Origin of the sequence: Verrucomicrobium sp. BvORR106, from assembly GCF_000739655.1 — a bacterium.
In the GTDB taxonomy this organism is placed as follows: domain Bacteria; phylum Verrucomicrobiota; class Verrucomicrobiia; order Verrucomicrobiales; family Verrucomicrobiaceae; genus Verrucomicrobium.
Genome location: NZ_BATR01000134.1, coordinates 41,327 through 62,801, shown reverse-complemented (window position 1 = coordinate 62,801; position 21,475 = coordinate 41,327). Strand labels below are relative to the sequence as shown.

The 21,475-nt window shown below is 59.9% G+C and carries 18 protein-coding genes; 9 read left to right on the top strand and 9 right to left on the bottom strand.

Annotation, left to right across the window (positions count from 1 at the left end; all coding sequences use genetic code 11):
* The 3 genes from BV106_RS25355 to BV106_RS25345 form a co-directional block, all read left to right on the top strand.
* A partial coding sequence (locus BV106_RS25355) for an N-acetylmuramoyl-L-alanine amidase-like domain-containing protein (RefSeq protein ID WP_038169366.1) occupies positions 1–459 on the top strand: 459 nt, incomplete at its 5' end.
* A gap of 65 nt (positions 460–524) precedes the next feature.
* Complete coding sequence (locus BV106_RS25350) at positions 525–1,373, top strand: 50S ribosomal protein L11 methyltransferase (RefSeq protein ID WP_038169350.1); 849 nt, start codon at positions 525–527, stop codon at positions 1,371–1,373.
* Positions 1,374–1,490: 117 nt separating this feature from the next.
* Positions 1,491–2,657 carry a pyridoxal phosphate-dependent aminotransferase gene (locus BV106_RS25345; protein ID WP_038169349.1) on the top strand — a complete coding sequence of 389 codons (1,167 nt, stop codon included), beginning with the start codon at positions 1,491–1,493 and terminating at the stop codon, positions 2,655–2,657.
* A 525-nt stretch (positions 2,658–3,182) separates the two neighbouring features.
* Here the strand turns inward: BV106_RS25345 and ispF are convergent.
* From ispF to BV106_RS25320, 5 genes are all read right to left on the bottom strand, one after another.
* The gene (gene ispF / locus BV106_RS25340; RefSeq protein ID WP_038169348.1) at positions 3,183–3,662 is read right to left on the bottom strand and encodes a 2-C-methyl-D-erythritol 2,4-cyclodiphosphate synthase; all 480 of its coding nucleotides are present in this window, start codon (positions 3,660–3,662) and stop codon (positions 3,183–3,185) included.
* Between the two features lie 62 nt (positions 3,663–3,724).
* Positions 3,725–4,483: an inositol monophosphatase family protein gene (locus BV106_RS25335; protein ID WP_038169347.1), complete on the bottom strand. Its 759-nt coding sequence runs from the start codon at positions 4,481–4,483 to the stop codon at positions 3,725–3,727.
* A gap of 13 nt (positions 4,484–4,496) precedes the next feature.
* Positions 4,497–5,144 (bottom strand): phosphopantothenoylcysteine decarboxylase, encoded by a 648-nt coding sequence (locus BV106_RS25330; RefSeq protein WP_038169346.1) that lies wholly within the window; start codon positions 5,142–5,144, stop codon positions 4,497–4,499.
* A gap of 116 nt (positions 5,145–5,260) precedes the next feature.
* A complete protein-coding gene (locus BV106_RS36235) occupies positions 5,261–6,427 on the bottom strand; it encodes an A24 family peptidase (RefSeq protein ID WP_051946319.1) in 1,167 nt (388 codons plus the stop codon).
* 102 nt (positions 6,428–6,529) lie between these two features.
* Positions 6,530–7,573, bottom strand: a complete 1,044-nt coding sequence (locus tag BV106_RS25320; protein ID WP_038169345.1) for a prepilin peptidase — start codon at positions 7,571–7,573, stop codon at positions 6,530–6,532.
* Positions 7,574–7,650: 77 nt separating this feature from the next.
* On the opposite strand from BV106_RS25320, the gene BV106_RS25315 reads away from it, so the two are divergent.
* From BV106_RS25315 to BV106_RS25295, 5 genes are all read left to right on the top strand, one after another.
* Positions 7,651–8,406: a M15 family metallopeptidase gene (locus BV106_RS25315; RefSeq protein WP_081892255.1), complete on the top strand. Its 756-nt coding sequence runs from the start codon at positions 7,651–7,653 to the stop codon at positions 8,404–8,406.
* Positions 8,407–8,469: 63 nt separating this feature from the next.
* Positions 8,470–9,789 carry a CCA tRNA nucleotidyltransferase gene (locus tag BV106_RS25310; protein WP_081892259.1) on the top strand — a complete coding sequence of 440 codons (1,320 nt, stop codon included), beginning with the start codon at positions 8,470–8,472 and terminating at the stop codon, positions 9,787–9,789.
* 380 nt (positions 9,790–10,169) lie between these two features.
* The gene (locus tag BV106_RS25305) at positions 10,170–10,949 is read left to right on the top strand and encodes a hypothetical protein (RefSeq protein ID WP_038169343.1); all 780 of its coding nucleotides are present in this window, start codon (positions 10,170–10,172) and stop codon (positions 10,947–10,949) included.
* A 914-nt stretch (positions 10,950–11,863) separates the two neighbouring features.
* Positions 11,864–12,451 (top strand): hypothetical protein, encoded by a 588-nt coding sequence (locus tag BV106_RS25300; protein ID WP_265596055.1) that lies wholly within the window; start codon positions 11,864–11,866, stop codon positions 12,449–12,451.
* A gap of 93 nt (positions 12,452–12,544) precedes the next feature.
* Positions 12,545–14,278, top strand: a complete 1,734-nt coding sequence (locus BV106_RS25295) for a hypothetical protein (RefSeq protein ID WP_038169342.1) — start codon at positions 12,545–12,547, stop codon at positions 14,276–14,278.
* 311 nt (positions 14,279–14,589) lie between these two features.
* Here the strand turns inward: BV106_RS25295 and BV106_RS25290 are convergent, their stop codons facing one another.
* The 4 genes from BV106_RS25290 to BV106_RS25275 form a co-directional block, all read right to left on the bottom strand.
* Positions 14,590–15,867 (bottom strand): DUF1552 domain-containing protein, encoded by a 1,278-nt coding sequence (locus BV106_RS25290; protein WP_038169341.1) that lies wholly within the window; start codon positions 15,865–15,867, stop codon positions 14,590–14,592.
* Positions 15,868–15,887: 20 nt separating this feature from the next.
* The gene (locus BV106_RS25285; RefSeq protein ID WP_038169339.1) at positions 15,888–18,341 is read right to left on the bottom strand and encodes a DUF1592 domain-containing protein; all 2,454 of its coding nucleotides are present in this window, start codon (positions 18,339–18,341) and stop codon (positions 15,888–15,890) included.
* Positions 18,342–18,438: 97 nt separating this feature from the next.
* Positions 18,439–19,101, bottom strand: a complete 663-nt coding sequence (locus tag BV106_RS38855; protein WP_265596054.1) for a hypothetical protein — start codon at positions 19,099–19,101, stop codon at positions 18,439–18,441.
* A gap of 100 nt (positions 19,102–19,201) precedes the next feature.
* Entirely contained in the window at positions 19,202–20,188 is a 987-nt protein-coding gene (locus BV106_RS25275; protein WP_038169335.1) for a ThuA domain-containing protein, read from the bottom strand.
* Between the two features lie 174 nt (positions 20,189–20,362).
* On the opposite strand from BV106_RS25275, the gene hisC reads away from it, so the two are divergent.
* Complete coding sequence (gene hisC / locus BV106_RS25270) at positions 20,363–21,457, top strand: histidinol-phosphate transaminase (RefSeq protein ID WP_038169333.1); 1,095 nt, start codon at positions 20,363–20,365, stop codon at positions 21,455–21,457.
* The last annotated feature ends 18 nt before the right edge of the window (positions 21,458–21,475 follow it).

Sequence of the window (21,475 nt, the reverse complement as noted above, 5' to 3'; positions counted from 1 at the left end):
CACCACCTTGAGGAGGTTTTTGCCGACAACCAAAGACGCGGCTTGGGAACGAACGTGACCCGCTCCTTGGGGGGCGTGCCCGTGCGGCGAAACGTGCGGGAAATGCAGATCGCCTGGCGGAACTACCGCTACCTGCGTAGCAACCCCTCTCTGCGCAGTGGCATCGCCAAGGTGGAAGGCCGGGTGTCGCGCCTGCCGGTGACCTATATTCCGAAAAACCGCGTGGCGGGCATCGAGTCCCGGCTCCAAGACGGAGACGTGCTGGCGATCGCCTCCAAGGATGACACGGGCTACACCTCCCATGTGGGGCTGGCTGTTCGCAATGGCAGCACCTGCCGCTTCATGCATGCCACGTCCAGCTATGACAAGGGACGCTGCTGCATTGTGGACACGAGAATTTCCGCGTACCTGGGCGAGAAGTCGGACAACATGGGGCTCATTGTCTTCCGGCCCGTGTAGTGAGCGAGTGTCTGGATGAGATAAGAATAGGTGACGAACCTGCCGGTTGCCTCTAGCATCCCGCCATGTTTGTGTGGTCTAAGTTGTCATCGGAAAAGTGGGCAGACGCCTGGGAAGAACGTTTCGCTGGGGAGCCTCGTGCTGTCATCACACGGATCGCGGGCCGCAGCACCATCCGTATCGAAGTCTATTGCGAAAAGAAGAAAGAGGCTGAGGCCATCTCTAAGCAGTTCGGCGGCAGCGTGCGCGAACTGAAGGCACAGAACTGGGCCGCGATGAGTCAGGAACAGCCGCCACCGGTGAAGGTGAGGGGACGTCTGCTAGTGGTGGCGGAGAAGGCCAAGACCAAGCTCAAGGAGATCGAGAAAGCGCATCCCAAACTCCAGGTCATTAGCATCCCTGCCGACATGGCGTTCGGCACCGGTCACCATGCCACGACGGCCACCGTTCTACGCATGATGGTGGACTATGCCAAAGCCCGGGAAGGGAAGCCCTGGACCATGCTCGACCTGGGAACTGGCAGCGGCGTGCTCGCCATTGCTGCGGAGAAGCTCGGGGCCAGCGAGGCCTGGGGTTGCGACTTCGACGACAAGGCCGTGCGCGTGGCGCAAGAGAATCTGGTGCGCAACCGGACCAAGAACGTGGTGATCGACGAAGCCGATGTCCTGAAGTGGAAGCCCAAGCGGCGGTGGGACTGTGTGGCGGCAAATCTCTTCTACGACATCCTGGAAGACGTGTTCCCCAAGATCGTGAAGTCCATGTCCAAGCAGAGCGTCGTTTTTGTCAGTGGCATCCTCCGGACTCAGGCGGATGACTGCCTCAAACTGGGAGTGAAGGCTGGACTGGTCTTTGATGAGGTGGTCACCCGCGGAAAGTGGGTCACTGCCCGGGGGCGTCTGGCTGGGGCAAAGTGAGCCGTTTGCACCCAAAATTGCCTTCACAGATGACCTCATCATTGCTTTACCGTGGTTGACAAAGCCGCCCGGCTCTCCTTTGTACCCCTCCCTCCAATTTTTAAACAGCACGCTCAAATGGACTTCATCTCCAAAAACGTATCTGAACTGGCTCCTTCTCTGACGCTTTCCATTACCAGCCAGGCCAAGGCGCTGAAGAAGCAGGGCGTGGACGTTTTGAGCTTTAGTGCTGGAGAGCCTGACTTCAACACTCCGGCTCACATCACTGAGGCAGCCATCAAGGCTCTCCAGGACGGCCAGACCCGTTATACGGAGAGTTCAGGTCTGCTCGAGCTGCGTGAGGCAATCTCCGCCAAGTTTGAAGTGGAGAACGGGCTCAAGTACGCACCGTCCCAGATCAGCGTGAACTGTGGTGCCAAGCATTCCTGTTACAATGCGATCCTCGCAGTGTGCAATCCAGGAGACGAGGTCATCATCCCTTCCCCCTACTGGACCAGCTACCCGGAAATGGTGCGCCTCGTGGGTGCCGTGCCGGTCATCGTTGAGACCAAGGCCGAAGACGGCTGGAAGATCACCCCTGAGCAGTTCGAAGAGGCGATGTCGCCCCTGACGAAGATGATCATCCTCAACAGCCCCGGCAACCCGACTGGGTCTGTGTACTCCAAGGATGAGCTTGAGAAGATCGCAGAGATCGCCGTGGGCGAAGACATCGTGATCCTCTCCGACGAGATCTACGAAAAGCTCGTGTATGATGGCCACAAGCACATCAGCATCGCCTCCCTGGGCAAGGAAGTTTCGGATCTGACGATCACCATCAACGGCTTCTCCAAAGCTTATGCCATGACTGGCTGGCGCCTTGGCTACACCGCTGCTCCGAAGGCCATCGCTGACGCGATCGACACCATTCAGAGCCACACCACCTCGAACCCCACCACTTTCGCCCAGTATGGCGCTATTGCCGCACTCAACGGCGACCAGCAGATCGTGGCGGACATGCGCGAGGAGTTCAACGTGCGTCGTGAGTTCATGCTGGCCCGCCTGCAGAACATCAAGAACATCCGCGCGGTGGAGCCCAAGGGCGCTTTCTACTTCCTCGTGAACATTGAGCCCATCGGCATCAAGTCCGTGAACTTCGCCGAGAAGCTCCTCAGCAAGCAGAAGGTGGCCGCCGTTCCCGGTATCGCCTTCGGTGAAGACTACACGATTCGCTTCAGCTACGCGACCAGCCTCGACGTGATCAACGCCGGCATGGACCGCTTCGAAGAGTTCTGCAACCAGCACTAAGAACGCTGAGTTGGGTTCGAGGATCTCGAGTTCGAGAGATTAAACAAAACGCGCCCTGTGACACGGGGCGCGTTTTTTGTTGGAATGGAGGGCGCGCCACAGAGTAAGGAGGCGTGGTCTCCGGCCCCGCGTGGGAGCGGAGGGAGGGGTGTGTGTTTGCTGATGCGCGGTGTGGCCGGATTGTTGCGTCAGGGGTGGCGCGTTCTGACCGCATAAATGCGGAACTCCAACCACGGTGCGGAGCGGAGGATGTAGTCCGGCTGTCCCTAGCTGGGTTGTGAGCGGAGGGCGTTGCGTGTGATCGCCGATGGACGATGTGGTCGAGATGCGGTGGTCAGGGGTGGCGCGTCCTGAGCCGCATAAATGCGGTACTCCAACCCCGGTGCGGAGCGGAGGATGTAGTCCGGCTGTCCCAGCCGGGTTGTGAGCGAAGGAGGTGGGGTGTGATCGTCGCGATGATGGCGTGGCCGGATGCCACGTCAGGGGCTGTGCACTATGGGGCGGCCATGCCGCACATCGTACCTCTCACACCTTCTCCACGCTCGCCACGGCCATGGCGGCCACACCTTCTTCTCTCCCCACGAAGCCCATGCGCTCATTGGTCGTGGCTTTCACCCCGACCAGATCTGGCGTGAGTCCGAGGGCGGCGGCGATCTTCTCTTTCATTGCTTCGCGATGAGGATTCACCTTGGGAGCCTCAGCCACCACGGTGCTGTCCACATTGACGATCTTCATGCCCTTGTCGGCCGCGATCTGGGCGACCTTCTCCAGGATCTTGAGGCTGCTGATGCCTTCGATACTAGCGTCTGTTGGTGGGAACCAATAGCCAATGTCCGGCTCACCCAGGGCACCGAGAACGGCATCTGCAATGGCATGGCTCAGCACATCGGCATCAGAGTGGCCCTTCAGGCCCCGATGGTGCGGGATCTCCACACCGCCGAGAATGAAGGCGCGGCCTTCTGCATACTGGTGGACATCGTAGCCTATGCCGACACGGGTGGACATTTCGGTAGATCAGTAAATCGGTGATTCAGTAACTCAGCGGATCAGTGCCTTGAGCTGGCACCTTAGAGGTATGGGTTCATGTCGATCTTGCCGTTGGTGGCGACGATGAACATCTTGCCCTCGTGAGTGCGGCTGGGCTGCTCGATGAACGTGCCACCGGCACCTTCCAGGATGAGGCGCCCTGCGGCCACGTCCCACTCGCTGATCTGCTCCTCCACATAGGCGTCCAGACGACCACACGCGATGTACGCCAGAGCCAGAGCGGCACTGCCGAGCATGCGGGTCTTTTTCACCGCCAGGGAGATGCGCTTGTACCGCTCAAAGCTAGCCAGGATAGCCTCCTCGCTTTTGGAGAATCCGCAGGTCACCACAGCGTCGCTGATCTTTGTCCGGGAACTGGTGCGGATCGCCTTGCCATTGAGCGTGGGGGCGGAGCCCTTTTCCACCGCCCAGGTCTCGTCCTGGTTCGGGTCGTAGATGACGCCGGCGACCAGTTCGCCATTCACCTTCACACCGATGGAGACGCAGAAGTGCGGGATGCCATAGAAGAAATTCACGGTGCCGTCGATGGGGTCCACGATCCACTGGGTGGTGCCATCAGGGTTGCCAGCGTCGCCTTCTTCACCCAGCACGGCATGGTCGGGGAAGTTCTTCAAGATGATATCCGTGATCAGGGTCTGACAGCGCACGTCAAGGTCGAGCTTGATGTCGTACTGCAGCATCTCATTCACGGCGAGGTCGGACCCCAGGTTCTCGCGTTGCAGCTGGCCGGCGGCGTGGGCGGCTTCAAGGGCGACACTCAGGAGGGAACTCGAACTCATGGAGGGAAGGGGACTACTGGGAAGCCAGCGCAACGACCCTTCGGATGATTTCGCGCGCCAGCGTTTGCTTGGACTGTTTGGGAATCAGCTCCGTTTCGCCCGAAGGGAGGCAGAGCATGACTTCGTTTTCCGTACTGTCAAACCCCGTGTCCTTGCGGCTCACGTCATTGGCAATGACGAGGTCGCACCCCTTGCGCTTCAGCTTCTCCTGGGCATTGGCCACCAGGTTCTGGGTCTCTGCCGCGAAACCAACGAGGTACCCCGTGAACCCAAAGGCTCCACGCATGGAGCCCAGCACATCAGGGTTGCGTTCCAACTCAAGAATCAGGGTGTCGGCCTGCTTCTTGATCTTCTGTTCCGCCACGACCTTTGGCCGATAGTCGGCTACCGCGGCGGCGTGGATGGCTAACTGCGGAGGTGGTTCTCCCAGAGTGAGTTGGCGCACCTTTTCCCACATTTGTTGGGCGGTTTCCACGAAGTGCATCTTCACGCCGTCGGTCGGGATCAGGCTCACCGGGCCGCTCACGAGGTCCACCAGATGCCCTTCAGCCACAGCGGCTTCGGCCAAGGCGTATCCCATCCTGCCGGAGGACCGGTTTGTCAGGTAGCGGACGGGGTCGAGTGGCTCGCGGGTAGGGCCAGCAGTGATGAGAATCTTCATGACGGCGGCAGGTTGATGCTTCCAGACAACGCTCCGTGTATTCTAGCCCAATACAGCTTCAAGCACCTCTGTGTACTCTGTGTCTCTGTGGTAAAATGCGAACTCCCTTAAACCACTCATACATCCAAATACTCGATCCGACTAAATCGGCTCATATACCATTCTACGAGTTGAGGCCCGTAGAAGAGCCAAATCATCGCGCCACCGGCCAGATACGGGCCAAAGGGGATCTTGCTGCTCCATTCCGTCTTGCCAAAAAGGCGTGGCACCACGCCGATGATGCTGCCGAGCACCGAGGCGGCCACGACTGTAAAAAGGACGGCCTGCCACCCGAGGAAGCTGCCGATCATGGCCAGCAGGTAGATGTCCCCGTAGCCCATCGCTTCGCGCGGGATCAGCACCTGAGTGCTTTGACCCTCCAGCTTTTTGATATCCTCCAGCGTGGTGTGCTGTACCTCGGCACCGGACTCCGGGCGGATTTTCATGGAGTTCTCCCGGATCTCCAGCTGGCAGGGGCCATAGCTGGTTTCGTTCACCTTGAGTTCCGTGCAGGCCATCACTAGACGATCTGATGGGCGGAAAAAGATGTCGTGCCAGGTGAAGGACTCCTTGGCGATCTGGAAGAGCGGGGGCTCGTCTTCCTTGGGCTGGGAGATCGTCCAGGCCTCCGGCTTCTCGAACTTCCTTTTGATGCGGCCGAAGGCCATCTTGCCCAGTTGAATGATCACCCAGATGAGCGTCGCACCGATACAGGCCCCTGCCAGCGAGGCGACCAAGCCCCGGCTGCGGATAAACTCACCCATGAGCTGGGGTTCGATCCAGCTACCGATCAGGCCCACGGCCAGGCCGCCGAAGGTGATCTCATGCGGCAGGATGTAATGATCAATATCGATGAAAGTGCCGGCGATGAGGAGCGCAGCAAAGATCCAGTAGAGGATCACCTTGTCACCCCAGTCCAGTCGGAAATCCCAGGAGCCTCGAAACTCGAGGAAGATCGCGTAGAAGATGATCCCGGTGAGCAGCTCCACAAAGAAGTAGCGAAAGGGGATCGGGGACTTGCAGGCGGCACACTTTCCCCGCAGCGAGAGCCAGCTGATGAGAGGCAGGTTCTGATACCAGGGGATCTGCTTCTTGCACTTCGGGCAGAAGGACCGCTTGGGATTGTTCACCGAGATGCCAAGCGGCAGCCGGTAGATGACCACGTTGAGGAATGAACCAATGCCTGCCCCCAAAAAGAAAATCAGCAGGTGAATGAGAAACTCGAGCACAGCAATCCGGGTCATGAGGCAGGGAAGAAGGGAGGGGAAATGTGGTCGCCAGCTTAGCGGAAGCCGCTGACGGGGAAAGTTAATTCATCGCCCGTCCGGAGCTTCCTGGCACCCCGGCTAGATCACAAAGAACGGAGTCAGGACATCGAGCAGCCAGGCGCGGAAGAACAGCCAGATGAGAGCTGCCGCAGCCAGATACGGGCCGAAGGGAATCTTGCTGCTCCATTCTTTGCTCCGGAAGATCGCCGCCCCCAGCAGAGGAATGGCAGACCCTAGAAAGGACCCTCCCACCAGCGTGAACAGTGCACCCTGCCAGCCCAGAAAACTGCCGATCATGGCCAGCAAAAAGAGGTCGCCGTACCCCATGGCCTCACGAGGGATGACGACCTTCGTGCATTGACCTTTCAAGATCGTCACGGACTCCAGGGACTGCTGGATGGTGTCCGGATGGTCTCGCGGCTGAACCTCCAGCCGGTCCCTCCAGATCTTCAGCTCGCACGGGCCATGGTGCTGGTCATTGATCGAGAGTTCCGCACATGTCAGGAGGAGCTGGTCGGTGGGGCGGAAGAAGATGTCTTCCCACGAAAGCGTCTCGTCACCCACAGCGAACTCGGGCGATTGGTCCTCAGTAGGTTGGGTGACGCTCCAGGCCTGGGGTTCCTTGAACTGCTTGCTCAGCCTGCCAAAGGCCAGCTTGCCCAGCTGGATGACCAGCCAGATGAGAAGGGCTCCCACACAAGCACCGGCGACCGAGGCGAGAAAGCCCCTTCCGCGGGCGGGCTCATGCAGCAGTTCAGGCAGCAGGGCGCTGCCTCCCAGCCCCACCGCCAGGCCGCCGAAGGTGATTTCATGCGGCAGCAGGAAATGGTCGAGATCGATGAAGGTGCCGGCGACGAGCAGCGTGATGAAGATCCACTGGAGCACCAAGAGCGAGCCCCAGGATGGCCAGGACGCCCACGGACCCCGGAACGATGCGAACGCAGCCAGGTAGAGGCTGGCAGTGATGAGGATGACGAGAGCCCGACGTCCTGCGCCTGAGGGGATGGTCGACTGGCCCAAACGGTAGAACGGGAAGGGGAATCGCTCCACCGTATGGAGGACTCCCACCCCTGCGATCAGCCCCAGGAGAAAAATCAGTGAGTGAGCAAGAATTTCAGTCACGAGATGAGCGAGATGGTGTAGGGAACGGTTCGCCCGACAAACGAACCCCGATCCGCAACGATTGTAAACTGCCCACGATGGTGAGGACCAAACTAATTGCCCTGGCCGCCCTTTCTGCCTGCTTCCTGACGCATTGCGGGAGCACGGCTCCAAAGTCGAAATACACCGGTAAGACAGACGGGAGGAAGGAAGTTTGGTTGGGGGCTGGTCAACTTCATGAGGTGATCTCTGCTGCGGCCCAGCGGGGGCTGGTGGATGTGCGCACAGTGATTCCTGACATCCAGTATGAACTGCCGTACCGCACCAAGAAGAATGTGTGCTGGCAACCCCTCTACCCCCAGGACATGCCCTGCCTGTTGCATGTGCGCACGGTGGAAAAGCTGCGAGTGGCCCAGGAGATCCTGCGCTCGAAAGGGTACGGACTGAAGATTTGGGACGCCTATCGTCCGCCTGAAGTTCAGCTCTCCCTGTTTGAGCACGGTGGGTATACGGGCATGTTCACCCCTCCCAGTCTGATGTGGTCCCGGCACTGTTCGGGCACGGCGGTGGACGTGACGCTGGTCGATGCCTCCGGTCGTGAGTTGGAGATGCCTACGGGCTTCGACGAAGCAGATGCCAAGACCGCCCATAATTCCCCGCTGCCCAGTGAGGAGGTGAAGTCTCGTCGTATGTCTCTTCAGCTGGCCATGACGGCAGCGGGATTCAGCATGCTGGACACTGAGTGGTGGCATTTCGACGATGCCGAGTTTGACAAGGGCGGGGTGCCGCCGGTCGTGTTCGCTGCGGACATCGGGCTCACGCTGCCTGAGATCAAAAAACGCCGTGCATCTTGAGGTGCAACGACTTGGGAGTATCTTGCGGGAGTATCTTGCGGGAGTATCCGCTTCATGACCCCCATGCACCAAATTGCCATCAGTCTCGTCAGCCGTCTTGTGGAGGCGGGCCATCAGGCCGTCTTTGCTGGCGGTTGCGTCCGTGACCAGTTGATGGGCAAGACGCCCAAGGACTACGACATTGCCACCAGCGCACGTCCCGAGGAGGTGCAACGTCTCTTCCCCAAGTCTTTCGCAGTCGGAGCCCATTTCGGAGTCATCCTGGTGCGGGAAGGGGAGCAGTCTTTCGAGATTGCCACCTTCCGCAACGACGGCGAGTACACGGACGGCCGTCGACCGGAGTCTGTCACCTTCACCAACGCGGAGCAGGACGCGCATCGTCGCGACTTTACAGTCAACGGACTGTTTTACGATCCGATCAAAGACGAAGTCCTCGACTACGTGGAGGGGCGCGCCGATCTGGACAAACGGGTGCTGAGGGCCATTGGTGATCCGCGCAAGCGGTTCGAAGAGGACCAGTTGCGTCTGATGCGGGCCGTCCGGTTTGCCACCGTGCTGGAATTCGAGATCGAGCCCGGCACTTGGGCGGCGATGGTGGAGATGGCCCCCAAGCTGAAAAGCATCAGTGCAGAGCGCATTCGCGAGGAGCTCTCCCGCATCCTGCTGCACCCCAATCGTGTGCGTGGATTCGACCTGCTGGTCGCGAGCGGCCTCATGGCCTCCGTGCTGCCAGAGATCCTTGTGCTGCAGGGCTGTGAGCAGCCCCCGCAGTTCCATCCGGAAGGGGATGTGTTTGTGCACACCCGCATCATGCTCGGTCTGCTGCCCGCGCAGGTTTCCCTGTCGCTGGTGTGGTCGGTGCTGCTGCATGATATTGCCAAGCCGGCGACGTTAACCCAGGACCCAGACGGGCGCATCCGCTTCAATGGTCACGACAAGATCGGGGCGGAGATGTCGGAAGAGATTCTTCGACGCCTGAAGTATCCCAATGACGTCATCGAACCGACCGTCGAGGCCGTGGCCAATCACATGGTCTTCAAGGACGTGCAGAAGATGAGGATTTCCCGCCTCAAGCGCTTCATGGCCCGCCCGGGTTTTGAAGATGAAATGGAGCTGCACCGCGTGGACTGCCAGAGCAGCAATGGCTTCTCAGACAACTACGATTTCATCCGCGAGAAGCAGCAGGAGTTTGGCAACGATCCTCTGCCGCTCATCCCCAAGCCGTTGCTTAATGGTCATGAGCTGATGGCCATGGGCATCCCCAAGGGGCGTCAGGTGGGAGAGTTGCTCACGGCTGTGCAGAATCTCCAGCTGGAGGGCGTGCTCACGACCTCCGAAGAAGCTTTTGCGTGGGTGAAGGAGAACTGGAAGGCGACCCCGTGAGATGGGGGGCAATTGCCGGGCAATTTTGGGGGACTTGTCTTGTGTGGACGCTCAGCCGAATCTCTTCCTCGAAGAGGATCCGGCAACAAGTCCCACGTTGGGTGGAGGAGACGAGAGCACTACTCCGAAGGAAGTTGCGGCGGTCTGTCTGCAAAATATGACTGATTGTGGGTTGGGGCTGCGACTCCGCGGCGCCTGAGCCGACGGGGACCGTCGGACTACACCTGTGGCGATGCTGCAGGGGCGTTTGACTCTCCCTTTCCTCCTGCACACTTTTCTGTGTCTCAGCAGGCATTCCGGCCCAGAATTTTTCTTATCCTGTCGAAAATTCCCCCAAATCCATCTTGTGCGCCTGATTCCCGCGTTGATAAGGTGGCGCGATGAAAAAATTCTTTCGACTCCTTGGTGCCCTGACGGCGTCGCTTTTCCTGGCGAGCTGTTTTGAGCTTTCTTCCGTCGTGACTGTGAACAAAGACGGCTCCGGCGTAGTGGAAGAGACCACGCTCGTCAGTGCCCAGCTGAAGGCCATGATGGCCGCAGGCGCAGGTGGCCAGGGCGGCGAAGGCGGTCCGAAGATGGACATCCTGCCCACCAAGGAAAAGGCGGGCGAGAAGGCCTCCAAGCTGGGTGAGGGCGTCACGCTGAAGGCCTACGAGGAGATCAAGTCTCCCGACGGACGTGAAGGCGTGAAGCTGACCTATGCTTTCGCGGATGTGCGCAAGCTCAAGTATGCTCCCGGCGATGTGAAGGATGGCGAGAAGTCCATCACCTTCGGTTTGGAGGGCGATACGCTCACTGTGAACCTGCCCCAGGACAAACCCAAAGAGGCTGACCCGAACGCACCAAAGCCTGAAGTGCCCAAGGACCTTGAGGCTCAGATGGCCATGATGAAGCCCATGTTCGCCGGCATGCGTTTTCACTTCGCTTTCAAGTCCGCCAGCGGCATCGCCAGCACGGACGCGACTCACGTGAGCGGTGACACCGTGACACTCATGGAGATGAACATGGACAAGCTCCTGGAAAAACCCGAGGGCTTCAAGAAGTTCGCCGAGCTCATGGACAAGAAGGACATGACCCCTCAGCAGGCTGCTGAAGAGTTCAAGGGCTTCGATGGCATCAAGATCGAAGGCAAAGAGAAGCTCACGATCAAGCTGAAGTAAGCGCCCGTGTGTCGATGATTCAGAGTTAGGTTTAAAGGCCGGAGCAGATTGCTCCGGCCTTTTTTTGGTTTGATGAGTTAGACCTGGCGTTCCGGTAAAGGCCGATGCAAACTTCTGTAGTCATTGAAGACAAAGCTGACACAAACTATCCTGTTCTTGCTAGGGGGCTGCCTCTTCACCGGTTGGGCCATTTACCTGTTAGTGGGGGGCTCGATCACCCATCCTTCCCGGGTGGCGCAAATCCTCGTGGTTCTGAGGGAATGGGCTGGGTCATTCTACTGCTCGGGGCTCTTGCCTGGTTCAGCTTCAGGGAGGCATGGTGCATGATAGTGCGAAAGCATATTGAGTCTCCGAATTTGAACGCGAAGACGCGATCTGATTCGAAGGTTCAGAGGCGGTCGCGTAGGAAGAAAAACAGGCGCAGGGGTTGAATGGAGTTGATGAGTCGGTGTGTGCGTGAACGCGTTGTTGAGGTTGAGTCTTTCGGCATCAAAGGCCGGCATTGTTTTCCGAGCCACCTCACAATCTTCAGCAGCTGATCCCGCGCAGCGGGATTTTGGGACTGCGGTGAGAATCACCGCTTTGGGGAGTCCTGTGTGGTGCGGGCGTAGTGTGGACCGGCAGCGGAGGGCACGATGGCCCCCTGCTGAAGGCGAAGGGTTCAAGAGTATCACAAGAGTCGCCAAAGCGGCAATTCTTGCCGCAATCCCAAAAGCGCTTCGCGCTCAGGTGTTGGGGGTAATGCAGTAGCCAGGAGGTGCGGGGGCTTTCGACGCAGGTCTCACGATTCGATGACCCATCGCGCAACTGTTGCTGAAATGGATAGTTGAAGACTGGTGATCGTGACTCGCATGGCTTCGCCGGAATTCTGGCGGATCCTGCGGCATCGCGTGGGACTCACCGTTCTTCACCACATGAAAGCCTTAACCGTTCGCGCGTTTTTCCTTCTGGTCGCCGCCGCTGCGTTTCCTCTCAGTGCTGAGTCTCCTGCGCTTCCCGCAGGCGTAACCCGGGTACCGGTGGTATTCTCCGGCGGGCATGAAACCGAAGGACAAGATCGCGGACGGCCTGTGAACCTGATTGCGGCAGCATTGGGGGTTCCGACCGAGGTGTTCCGTGAGGCCTTCAGCCATGTGAAACCCGCGCGGGCGGGCACCGCGCCGGAGCCCAATCAGGTCAGGGAAAACAAGGCCGCGCTGATGAACGCCCTGGGCAAGCACGGCATCACCAATGACCGCCTGGATACCGTCTCCAACTACTACCGCTATGCCCGGGGGCGCAATGAACTCTGGACGCATCGCGACGCGGTGGCTCATGCGCTGGTGAAGGATGGGAAGGTCACCGCTTTTGAGATTGTGGATGCCGGTGCGGGCTACAGCTCGGTGCCTCAAATCACCGTGGACGGGGTGAAAGATGCTCAGGCCAAGGTGGAACTTGCCTTTGGCAAGGATCTGGCCAAGAACGGCTCCATTGCTGTCCTTAAGGTGCAGGATGGCAAGTAAGTGGGGCAAAGACTGCCGCGGATTGGCTTTTTTCCAACGCTGGGTGGGGGATTTCTCACTATACAACGTCCCTGGATCAGGGAATTTGATCTTATGCGCACCACCCGCTTCCTCCTCTCTCTTGGCGCTGCTCTCGCGACTGCCCTGGGAACTCAGCCGGCTGCCAAGGCGGCTGACATCAGCAAGGTCCCGACGGCACCCGAGATCGCGGCCATCAAGTCCCTGGGGTGGAACACGGCGGCGTTCCAGTTGGGCGGCGTCCTGCGCACTGCGTACAAGTCCACCTCGGGCACGGATCCCGCGTTTGGCCGCTGGCGGCGCATCCAGCAATGGTGCGCGTTCCTTGATCAGGCGAAGTATACCAAGGACGGTACGGCGGAGATTCCCACGGCCATTGTGGACGAGTTCATGGGGGATGAATCGCTGAGCTACCAGCTGTTCGCCAATCTTCGTACCGAGGACGATGCCTCCAAGGTGCTGGGAACGCTGGCCGCCATTCGCCAGGCCAAGCCGGAGGCCTGGAAGGTGTACAAGGCGCTGGCCATTGCGGTGGCCGTGGTCTTTGACCGGAACCGCCCTGACTCATGGCCTCACCATCAGGTGAAATCGTCCGCAGTGCCGCTGGAGTCGGACAGCGTCACCAATGTGGACCGTTTCAACTTCTGGCTGGAGAGTGACACGGCGGGCAAGCTCATGCTGGATATCAAGAAGCTTGAGGTGGAGCAGATCAAGTTCATCGTGGATACCTGGATCAGCTTCGATGAACTGCGCTGGGCTCAGAAGAACGTGCGTTTTCCCCGGAATGATTTCGGCCGCGCCTTCTCGTGCATCAACTACGACACCCCGCGGTACGAAGAGGGTAAGCTTTCCTGGTTGGGTGAAAGCTACAAACTGGTCGATATCGAAAAGACCGGTGGCATCTGTATTGATCAAGCCTACTTCGCCTGGACCTCAGGCAAGGCGCGGGGGCTTCCCTCCATCCTCTTTGTGGGTGAGGGCAATCGCGGAGCTCATGCCTGGTTTGGTTACATGAAGTCTGACGATCATTGGGAGCTCAACGAGGGGCGCTATTCCTATGACAACTATGCGACTGGTTCTGCACGAGATCCGCAGACAGGGAAGAAGATGACCGATCACGATCTGCTGTACTTGGCCAGCCGCTTCCGCAACCGTCCGGAGTATCTGACGGCGCGTTTCCATGTGGAGATGGCGGACCTTTTCAAAGCGTCCAACGATCTGCCTCGGGAGAAAGCTGCCATTGAAACGGCGATCGGCATCTGCCCCAATGATGCGGATGCCTGGGACCGGCGGACGGACATCCTCAAAGGCACCGGGGCCGCGCCTGCGCAAATGACCCAGCATTATGAGGCAGCCATCCGCCAGTTCAGTCGCAATGCAGACCTGAAGGCCGAATACACCACGAAGTACGTGGCGCTGCTGCGGGAAACCGGGCAGACTGACATGGCGGACAAGCTGGAGCGCAGTGTGGTCTCCGCGAACTCCAAGGAGCGTACCGACCTCAGTCTGGACACTGCCAACCGGAAGATGAAAGAACTCATGAAAGAGGGCAAATGGGAGGAGGCCTACAAGCAACTCGACTGGGCCATGGGCAAGCTGGGCAAGGCCAGCAGCGGTCCGGTCTTCTCTGACATGCTGACGCCGTTTGTCCGGGAGTCCCAGAAGGCGAATCAGCTTGAGCTAGCCTGGAAAGCGCTTCGGACAGCGGGGCGGGCACTCACGCTCCAGAGTGACGACTATCGCGATGAATACGCTGCGATGGAAGAGAGCGTCAAGAAGGCGATGAAGGAGCAGAAGAAGGGGGCGTAGGCGTGCCCGTGCTTTGCGAGCAAACGCGAGGTGACTTGGCCGCGGAGTCAAGGAGGCGGGGTCTCCGGCCCCGCGATCTGTGGGGTGGGCGGAGCTGGAAGAGGATCAAGGGACGTTTGGGGAGTGAGCGGGGTTGAAAACCCCGACTCTTTTGAAATGCTGAACCCTCTGTGCCTTCGTGACTTTGTGTGAGACAATGCCTCCGGCGAATGATGCCGGCCAATCTGCGCTACGGGGTGGCATCGCCCCGAGCGTCAGGTCTTGCGTCTTGTGTCTTCTAGTCTAGTCTGGAGTCTCCCGCGCAGCGGGTCTCACACAAACCCCGGCACGCTGGCGGCGCTGCTGGTGCCGAAGGTGTCGCCTTCGATGCCCATCCTCTGGAGCATCTGCACATAGAGGTTGCAGAGCGGGGTGTTGTCCTTGGCGTCGCGTGCCACGTGCTGACCGTGTTGGAATCCGCCGCCGGCAAGGAGCACGGGCAAGTTGCGCCAGTCGTGGCTGTTGGCGTTGCCGAGGTTGCTGCCGAAGAGCACCATCGTGTTGTCCAGCAGGCACTTGTCGCCTTCTTTCTTCTGTTTGAGCGCGCCCAGCAGTTTGTTGCAGGCGTTCATCTCTGCCTTCTCTACCAGTTCAAGCTGGCGGATCTTTTCGGGATCCTGGCCGTGGTGGGAGAGGTTGTGGTGATCGATGCTCACGCCGGGCACAGGTGGGACATCGCCGCGTCCTTGCACCAAGATGGTGATGAGGCGGGTGCTGTCTGTCTGGAGGGCCAGGGGCACCAGTTCAAAGAGCAGCTGCATGCGGCCGATGATGTCGGCATTCTCAGCGATATCAGAGGGAGCCTTGGCGTCGATCACGGGCTTGGGCTTCTGCACCCATTCCTCCTGCTTGGCCAGACGCAGTTCCATCTCCCGCACAGAGGTGAAGTACTCGTCCAGCTTCTCGCGGTCTGAGGAGCCAACTCGGGAGCCGAACCGTTTGGCCTCTTCGCGGACGGTATCCATGATGCTGCGTCCGTCCTTGAGCTTGCGCATCTGCTGCTGGACTTCCCACTGGGAGCCGTTGGTGAAGAGCTTGGCGAAGACGACGGAGGGGCGCGTCTCTGCCGGGATCATCACGCCGCTGCGGGTGTAGCTCTGGCTGACGTTGTTCGTGCCCAGTGTGAGCGAGGGGTAGCGGGTTTCCACCCCGATCTTTTCCGCCACATACTGGTCCAGAGAGATGGTGTTGCGGAATCCGCCCAAGCCCGGGTGGCGGGCGGAGGTGAGCCAGGTCATCTCTGAGGAGTGGCCATCGGCACCGGACTGGTCCGGGTGGGAGAGACCGGAGAAGACGGTGAAGTCATTGCGGTGCTCCTTCATCAGCTCCAGGTACTCCGTGGCGACGTAGTCGCGTCCTGCGGCGGTGGGGAAGAAGGCGGGACCGTAGATGCCGAGGCTAGTGCAGACGGCCACCATCCGCTTGGGGGAGGCTGCCGCTGCCGCCGAGGCCTTGTGCGGCCACATGGCATCCAGGAAGGGCAGAGCCAAGGAGACGCCGGTGCCACGCAGGAAGGCGCGTCGGGAGAGAGGGGATGAAGGGCGGTTCATGGTGGCGTGATCAGTGACGTTTACTTGTTCTGGAAGAGGGGACTTTGCACAATTTCCTGAACCAGAGTGCGGAGTCCGCCGCCCTGTTCCTGCGTTTTGGCAACGATGGCGTCGATGGCGGGGCGATCGGAGAATCCGATGCCAGCGCCGGTGGAGTAGATGACGAGCTTCTCCGTCAGTGCCCGGACCACCGGTTGGGGATTGGCCATGAGCAGCTTTTTGAAGTCGGTGATTCCGGTGAAAGCCGATCCATCTGCCAGAGCTCCGCTGGCATCCACGCCCGGCCCGAGTTTGATGTAGAGGCGCTTCTTCTGCGTGTTCGGCACGGTGGTGGTGTCGCCTTTGTCCTGCGAGCGGTAACGCTCCCGGAATCCGCCGATGACGTCGAAGCTCTCCAGCGCGAAACCGGGAGGGTCGATCTTGCTATGGCAGCCCTTGCACGTTTCCGAGTTGCGATGCTTGTCCAGCTGCTCACGCACAGTGGTGGCTCCGCGAGTATCAGGCTCCAGAGAGCCCACGCCGGGGGGCGGGGGTGAGGGCGGCTGGCCCAGCAGCTTCTTCATGACCCAGGCTCCACGCAACACGGGCGAGGTGGTGGTGCCATTCGCCGTGACCTTGAGCACGCTGGCCTGCGTGATGATGCCGCCCCGCGGGCTATTGGCGGGCAGCGAGACCTTGCGAATCTGTTCACCGTCCACCCCTTCGATCTGATAATGCGCCGCCAGCCGGCTGTTGAGCATCGCAAAGTCAGACTGGATGATGTTGGTGACGGGGAGGTTCGAGGTAAGCAGTTCCGTGAAGAAGGCCTCGGTCTCGTCCACCATGGACACCCGCAGAAGCTCGTCCGCCTCGGGGTAGAGCTTCTTGTCCGGCGTGGTGGCGTCGATGTTGCGAAGGTCCAGCCACTGGCCGGTGAAATTGGTGACAAAGGCATTGGCCCGTTCGTTCTTGAGCATCCGCTCCACCTGGCCACGCAGCACTTGGGGATCACTGAGTTTCTTCTCGCTCGCCAGCTTGAGCAGTTCCTCATCCGGCATGGTGCTCCAGAGGAAGTAAGAGAGCCGGGAGGCCAGGGCGTGGTCGGTCAGCTTGCCAGTGTGCTCCTCCAGGAAGAGGAACTGCGGGGCGGTGAGGATGGCGCGGAAGCCGATGCGGATGGCGTCGAGATAGTTCAGTTGTTCGTCCAGCGCATCCGTCGTCAGCTTCACATAACGGTCTGCTTCGCCCGGTTCCAGCGGTCGGCGGAAGGCCTTGGTGGCAAAGCGTTCCAAGACCTGCTTGGCGCTGGCCTTGGGATCTTCCGGCTTGATTTCATAAGCCACCCGCTTGTCGCGGTTCTTGCGACCTTCCTCGATCTTGGTGATCGGCGTGTCGCCAAAAAGGGCCTCCATGCTGCGGGGCGGCCAGGTTTCTTTGAGGGGGCCTTCCACCTCCACCCACTGGATGGCCAGGCCATTTCCCCCGAACTCCTTGGCCCCGATGTTGTACACGTTCTGCCCCTTCTCATCCACGCCGGTGTTGGTCGGCTCGATACGCAGGTGTTCGTTGGCGCGAAGACGGCCCACGAACTCCACCACGCGAGGCTTGTCCGCGGGCATGTCGAACCAGCCCAGGAGCTGCTTGTCCTTGAAGTTGTCTCCGTAAACCCGCATGGGGATGCTCTCGCCCTTGCTCTGGAAGCCGTAGGCGCTTACGCGGATGCGGAACAGTCCGGCCGGATGGCGCTCCACCTGGCGAATCTGGGCCGCCGGGTAGCCCTGGTCAAAGAAGACGATGGCACCATCCGGGAGTTCGCGGAGCAACTGGCGGTGCTTGCTCTTGGGATCGTTGGGATTGGTCAGCGTGCCTTCCGGGGTGTCGATGTTCTTGCGCACGCCTTCCTCGTCCTTGACCAGCCAGTGGCCACTGATAGGCGCGGGTTCTGGTCCGAGATTGATCGCGGCATCAACGGCAGCGTCCGCGGCCTCCAGGTACTTCTCCATCTGGAGGGTGGAGAGTCGCAACCCTTCTGAAACGGTGTCGAAGCCATATAGCGGCGTGTCGGCCGGCAACATGGCAGTGAGCGGTAGCGTGATGCTCAGCAGATCCTGAACGGTCCGCTCATACTCCTCCCGGTTCAGCCGACGCAGGACGGTACGGCCGTTCGCCGCGACCTTCTGCTTGTCCACCGTGTTCAGGTTGTCCCCGAGGTTCGCGAGAAAGGCCTTGGAGGTATCGGCCGGGGGGCGCTCCTCTTTCTTGGGGGGCATCTCGCCCTTGTGCACCACATCGTACACCTTCACCCACTTGTCGTAGGTTCCTTTTTCATTGGGGGCCCAGAGCAGAGCCTCCAGGTCCACGCCGCCTTTTTTGGTTTCCGTGTCGTGGCACTCCAGGCAATGATTGCCGAAAAAAGCCTTGGTATCGGGCGCAGCCGGAAGCGGGGCGGCCGTGATCAACAGGGTGGCGGTGGCGAGGAGCGGCAGTCTTGGCATCTGGCGGGTGGCAAATGGGCAATCCACCATAAACGTACTGGAGCCCGACATATTTGTAGAAATCGGACATTTGCCAATCGGGCTTCTCCCGACGATTTCATCCTCCAATCGTAGACGTGGAGGTCACATAGTAGATCCCGTCCGCAATGCGGCGGGAGAATTTCGGAACGCGGGTGGACCCTGACGGGAGGATCAGGTAACCTGCGCGCCAGCCACCCATGCCTTCAGTGACGATGACGATTTCGCGCTCGTTCACCGCCACATAGGCTGCTCTGGCAGCGAGAGATCTCAGCCCGGAAGACAGGATCTCTCGTGGCACCTCGGTGCCAAACCAACGGACTTGGTCGGGATCCGCGTCGAAGGCTGGGCGGGTGTCGATTAGGTGCTGTACCTCGTCACGGAGCTTGGGAATTCCCACCGCCGCGAATTCGCGACGCTCGGCCATTGTGGCGGCACTTTGAATCAGGTTCGACGGATTGGCTACGACCGCAAATGCCGCAGCGCTGGTGAAAATCCCCGTCGTGACCCATCGCCATGAGGAATGGCGAAAGGAGATCAGGCTGCAAAATAAGGTTGAAAGGCCAAGACCCCCAAGACCCAAGGCCGCAACAAAGGCAACCAGTCCCACGAGAGAGGCGTTTGGGCGGCGACCCACTCCATGTGTCTGCCAGAAATAAACCCACACCAGCCCTGTCACTGCCAGGCAAAATAGCGTCAGTTGGATTAACTCGTACGGGGGGCGTTTGGTGAGGGATTTCACTTTCGCATGCAGTCTCACACGACGGCCTTCTCGTGAAAAGAAAAAGGGAACGGCGGAGCTGGTCCGCCGTTCCCTTCGATCGCTGAAACCAGGGGATGGCTTACTTCTTGTAGTCTTCGGGCTTGAGTCCCTTCACGTAACCCTTGAAGCCGTAGAAGCTGCCTTTGAAGTCACCGACGAAGCTCACATCCGCCTTGGCGGGCACTTCTAGGCCGGTGGTCCAGTAGGCACCGTTGATGATGAGGCGGCGCAGGTCGTCGTTCCGGAAGTCGGAGGAGGAGCCCATGGTCGTGGTCAGGATCTTGGCGTCCTTGCCGGAGTCCGTCTTCACCTCACGGGTCCAGACGACTGGCATCATGGGGCTGTTCACGCCCTGCTCGGCTTTGTCGCTGGCGCGCTTCTTGGGGTAGTTGGCGGCAGGGGACTCGGGGGTCATGCCATTGAGGACCTCCCCGCGGACCAGAATCTTGGCATCGGCCGGGGGATAGGCTTCATAGACATCGGTATCGCCGAAGATGTCCTTCACGCCGCGTAGCAGCGCATTCTGTTCCTGGCCGGGCTCGATGATGCCCTTGGTGGCTTCAGACTTGTGTTTGCCCCAGTGGCTGACCCACTGCTCGCCCAGCACGTTCTTGCCGAAGCTGTTGAAGGAGGCGTACAGGCCTTTCAGACCATTGAAGGCATGGGTGCTGGTGCGGATGCCGATGATGGGCTTGCCGGAGGCGGCGTAGGCGGCGAAGTGCTTCATCTGCTCGTCAGGCCAGGCGCGGAAGCGCAGCAGCATGATGCAGAGGTCTGCGGTGTCCAGGGCTTCGAGCCCAGGGTTGTTGTCCTTGGCTTCGGGATCCACCTCACCGCTGGCGGCGTTGATGGAGAAAACCACAGTGGTGTCAAAGCCATGCCGCTCGGACAGGATCTTCGCCAGCATGGGCATCACTTCTTCCGAGCGATACTCTTCGTCCCCGGCCAGCAGGACGATCTTCTTGCCCTTGCCGGGGCCTTCTTTGCCCTGGAAGGAGATTTGCGCGGAGGCCATGGTGGCCGTGAGCAGACAGAGGGAGAGACTGAGGAAGGTTCGCAGTTTCATGGGGTTGCAACAGGGAAGTAACACAATGGATCGCTACAAAACGCCGGATTGAGACAACAATTAGCCGCCAGTTGAAGGGGAATGTCAAAGAAACCGGACCGGATACGAAATTCACTTCCTCATTGCGTCCCCGGTCAATCCGTAGGAAGGAACCGATTCACCGCTGACTCACCCATGAGTGTCTGGACCCAAGCCAATCCCCAACTGAAAGACCTGGTCGCTTACAAGCCAGGCAAGCCGATTGAAGAACTGGCCCGCGAACGCGGTCTGCAACCCGGAGACATCATCAAGATGGCCTCCAATGAGAACCCGCTGGGGCCTTCGCCCAAGGCGGTGGCGGCCATGCAGAAAGCGCTGACGGAGGCTCACATCTACCCTGATGGCGCGGGCTACCGTCTCCGTGAGGCGCTGGCCAACAAGTTTGGCGTCTCTCTCGGTCAGATCGTGCTGGGCAACGGCTCCAACGAGATCATTGAACTCATCGGCCACGCCTTCCTGCGTGAGGGCGATCAGGTGGTGACGGCGGAGCACGCCTTCGTGGTGTATAAGCTCATGGCCACGCTCTTCGGCGCGGAGACCATTGAGGTGCCGGATCCGGGCCTCGTGCATGATCTGGATGCCATGCTGGCAGCCATCACCCCGCGGACGCGCGAGCTCTTCATCGCCAATCCCAACAATCCCACCGGTACCATCGTGAGCATGGAGGCGCTGGACCGCTTCATGGACAAGGTGCCCGACCATGTGGTGGTGGTGCTGGACGAGGCCTACTACGAGTTCCTCGACAACCCGCCGGACACGATGAAGTACGTGCGTGAGGGCCGTAACGTGATCCTGCTGCGCACCTTCTCCAAGATCCAGGGCTTGGCCGGTCTGCGCATCGGCTATGGGATCGGGCATGAGGACTTGATCACGGTGCTGCACAAGACCCGCCAGCCCTTCAATGCCAACGCCATCGCGCAAGCCGGTGCGGTGGCAGGTCTGGCCGACGAAGAGCACCAGAACCGCACCAAGCAGATCACCGACGAAGGTCGCGCCTATCTGCAGGGCGAGTTCGCCGCCATGGGCCTGGAGTTCGTGCCCAGCTACGCCAACTTCGTGCTCGTGAAGGTCGGAGACGGCAACTCGGTTTTCCAGAAGATGCTCGACAAGGGCGTCATCGTTCGCGCCATGGCCGAGTACAAGCTGCCCGACTGGGTTCGCATTTCCGTCGGCACCATGGAGCAGAATCAGCGTTGCATTGCCACCCTGAAGGGCATCCTGGGGGAGTGAAAGTCGCTTTCGAATCCC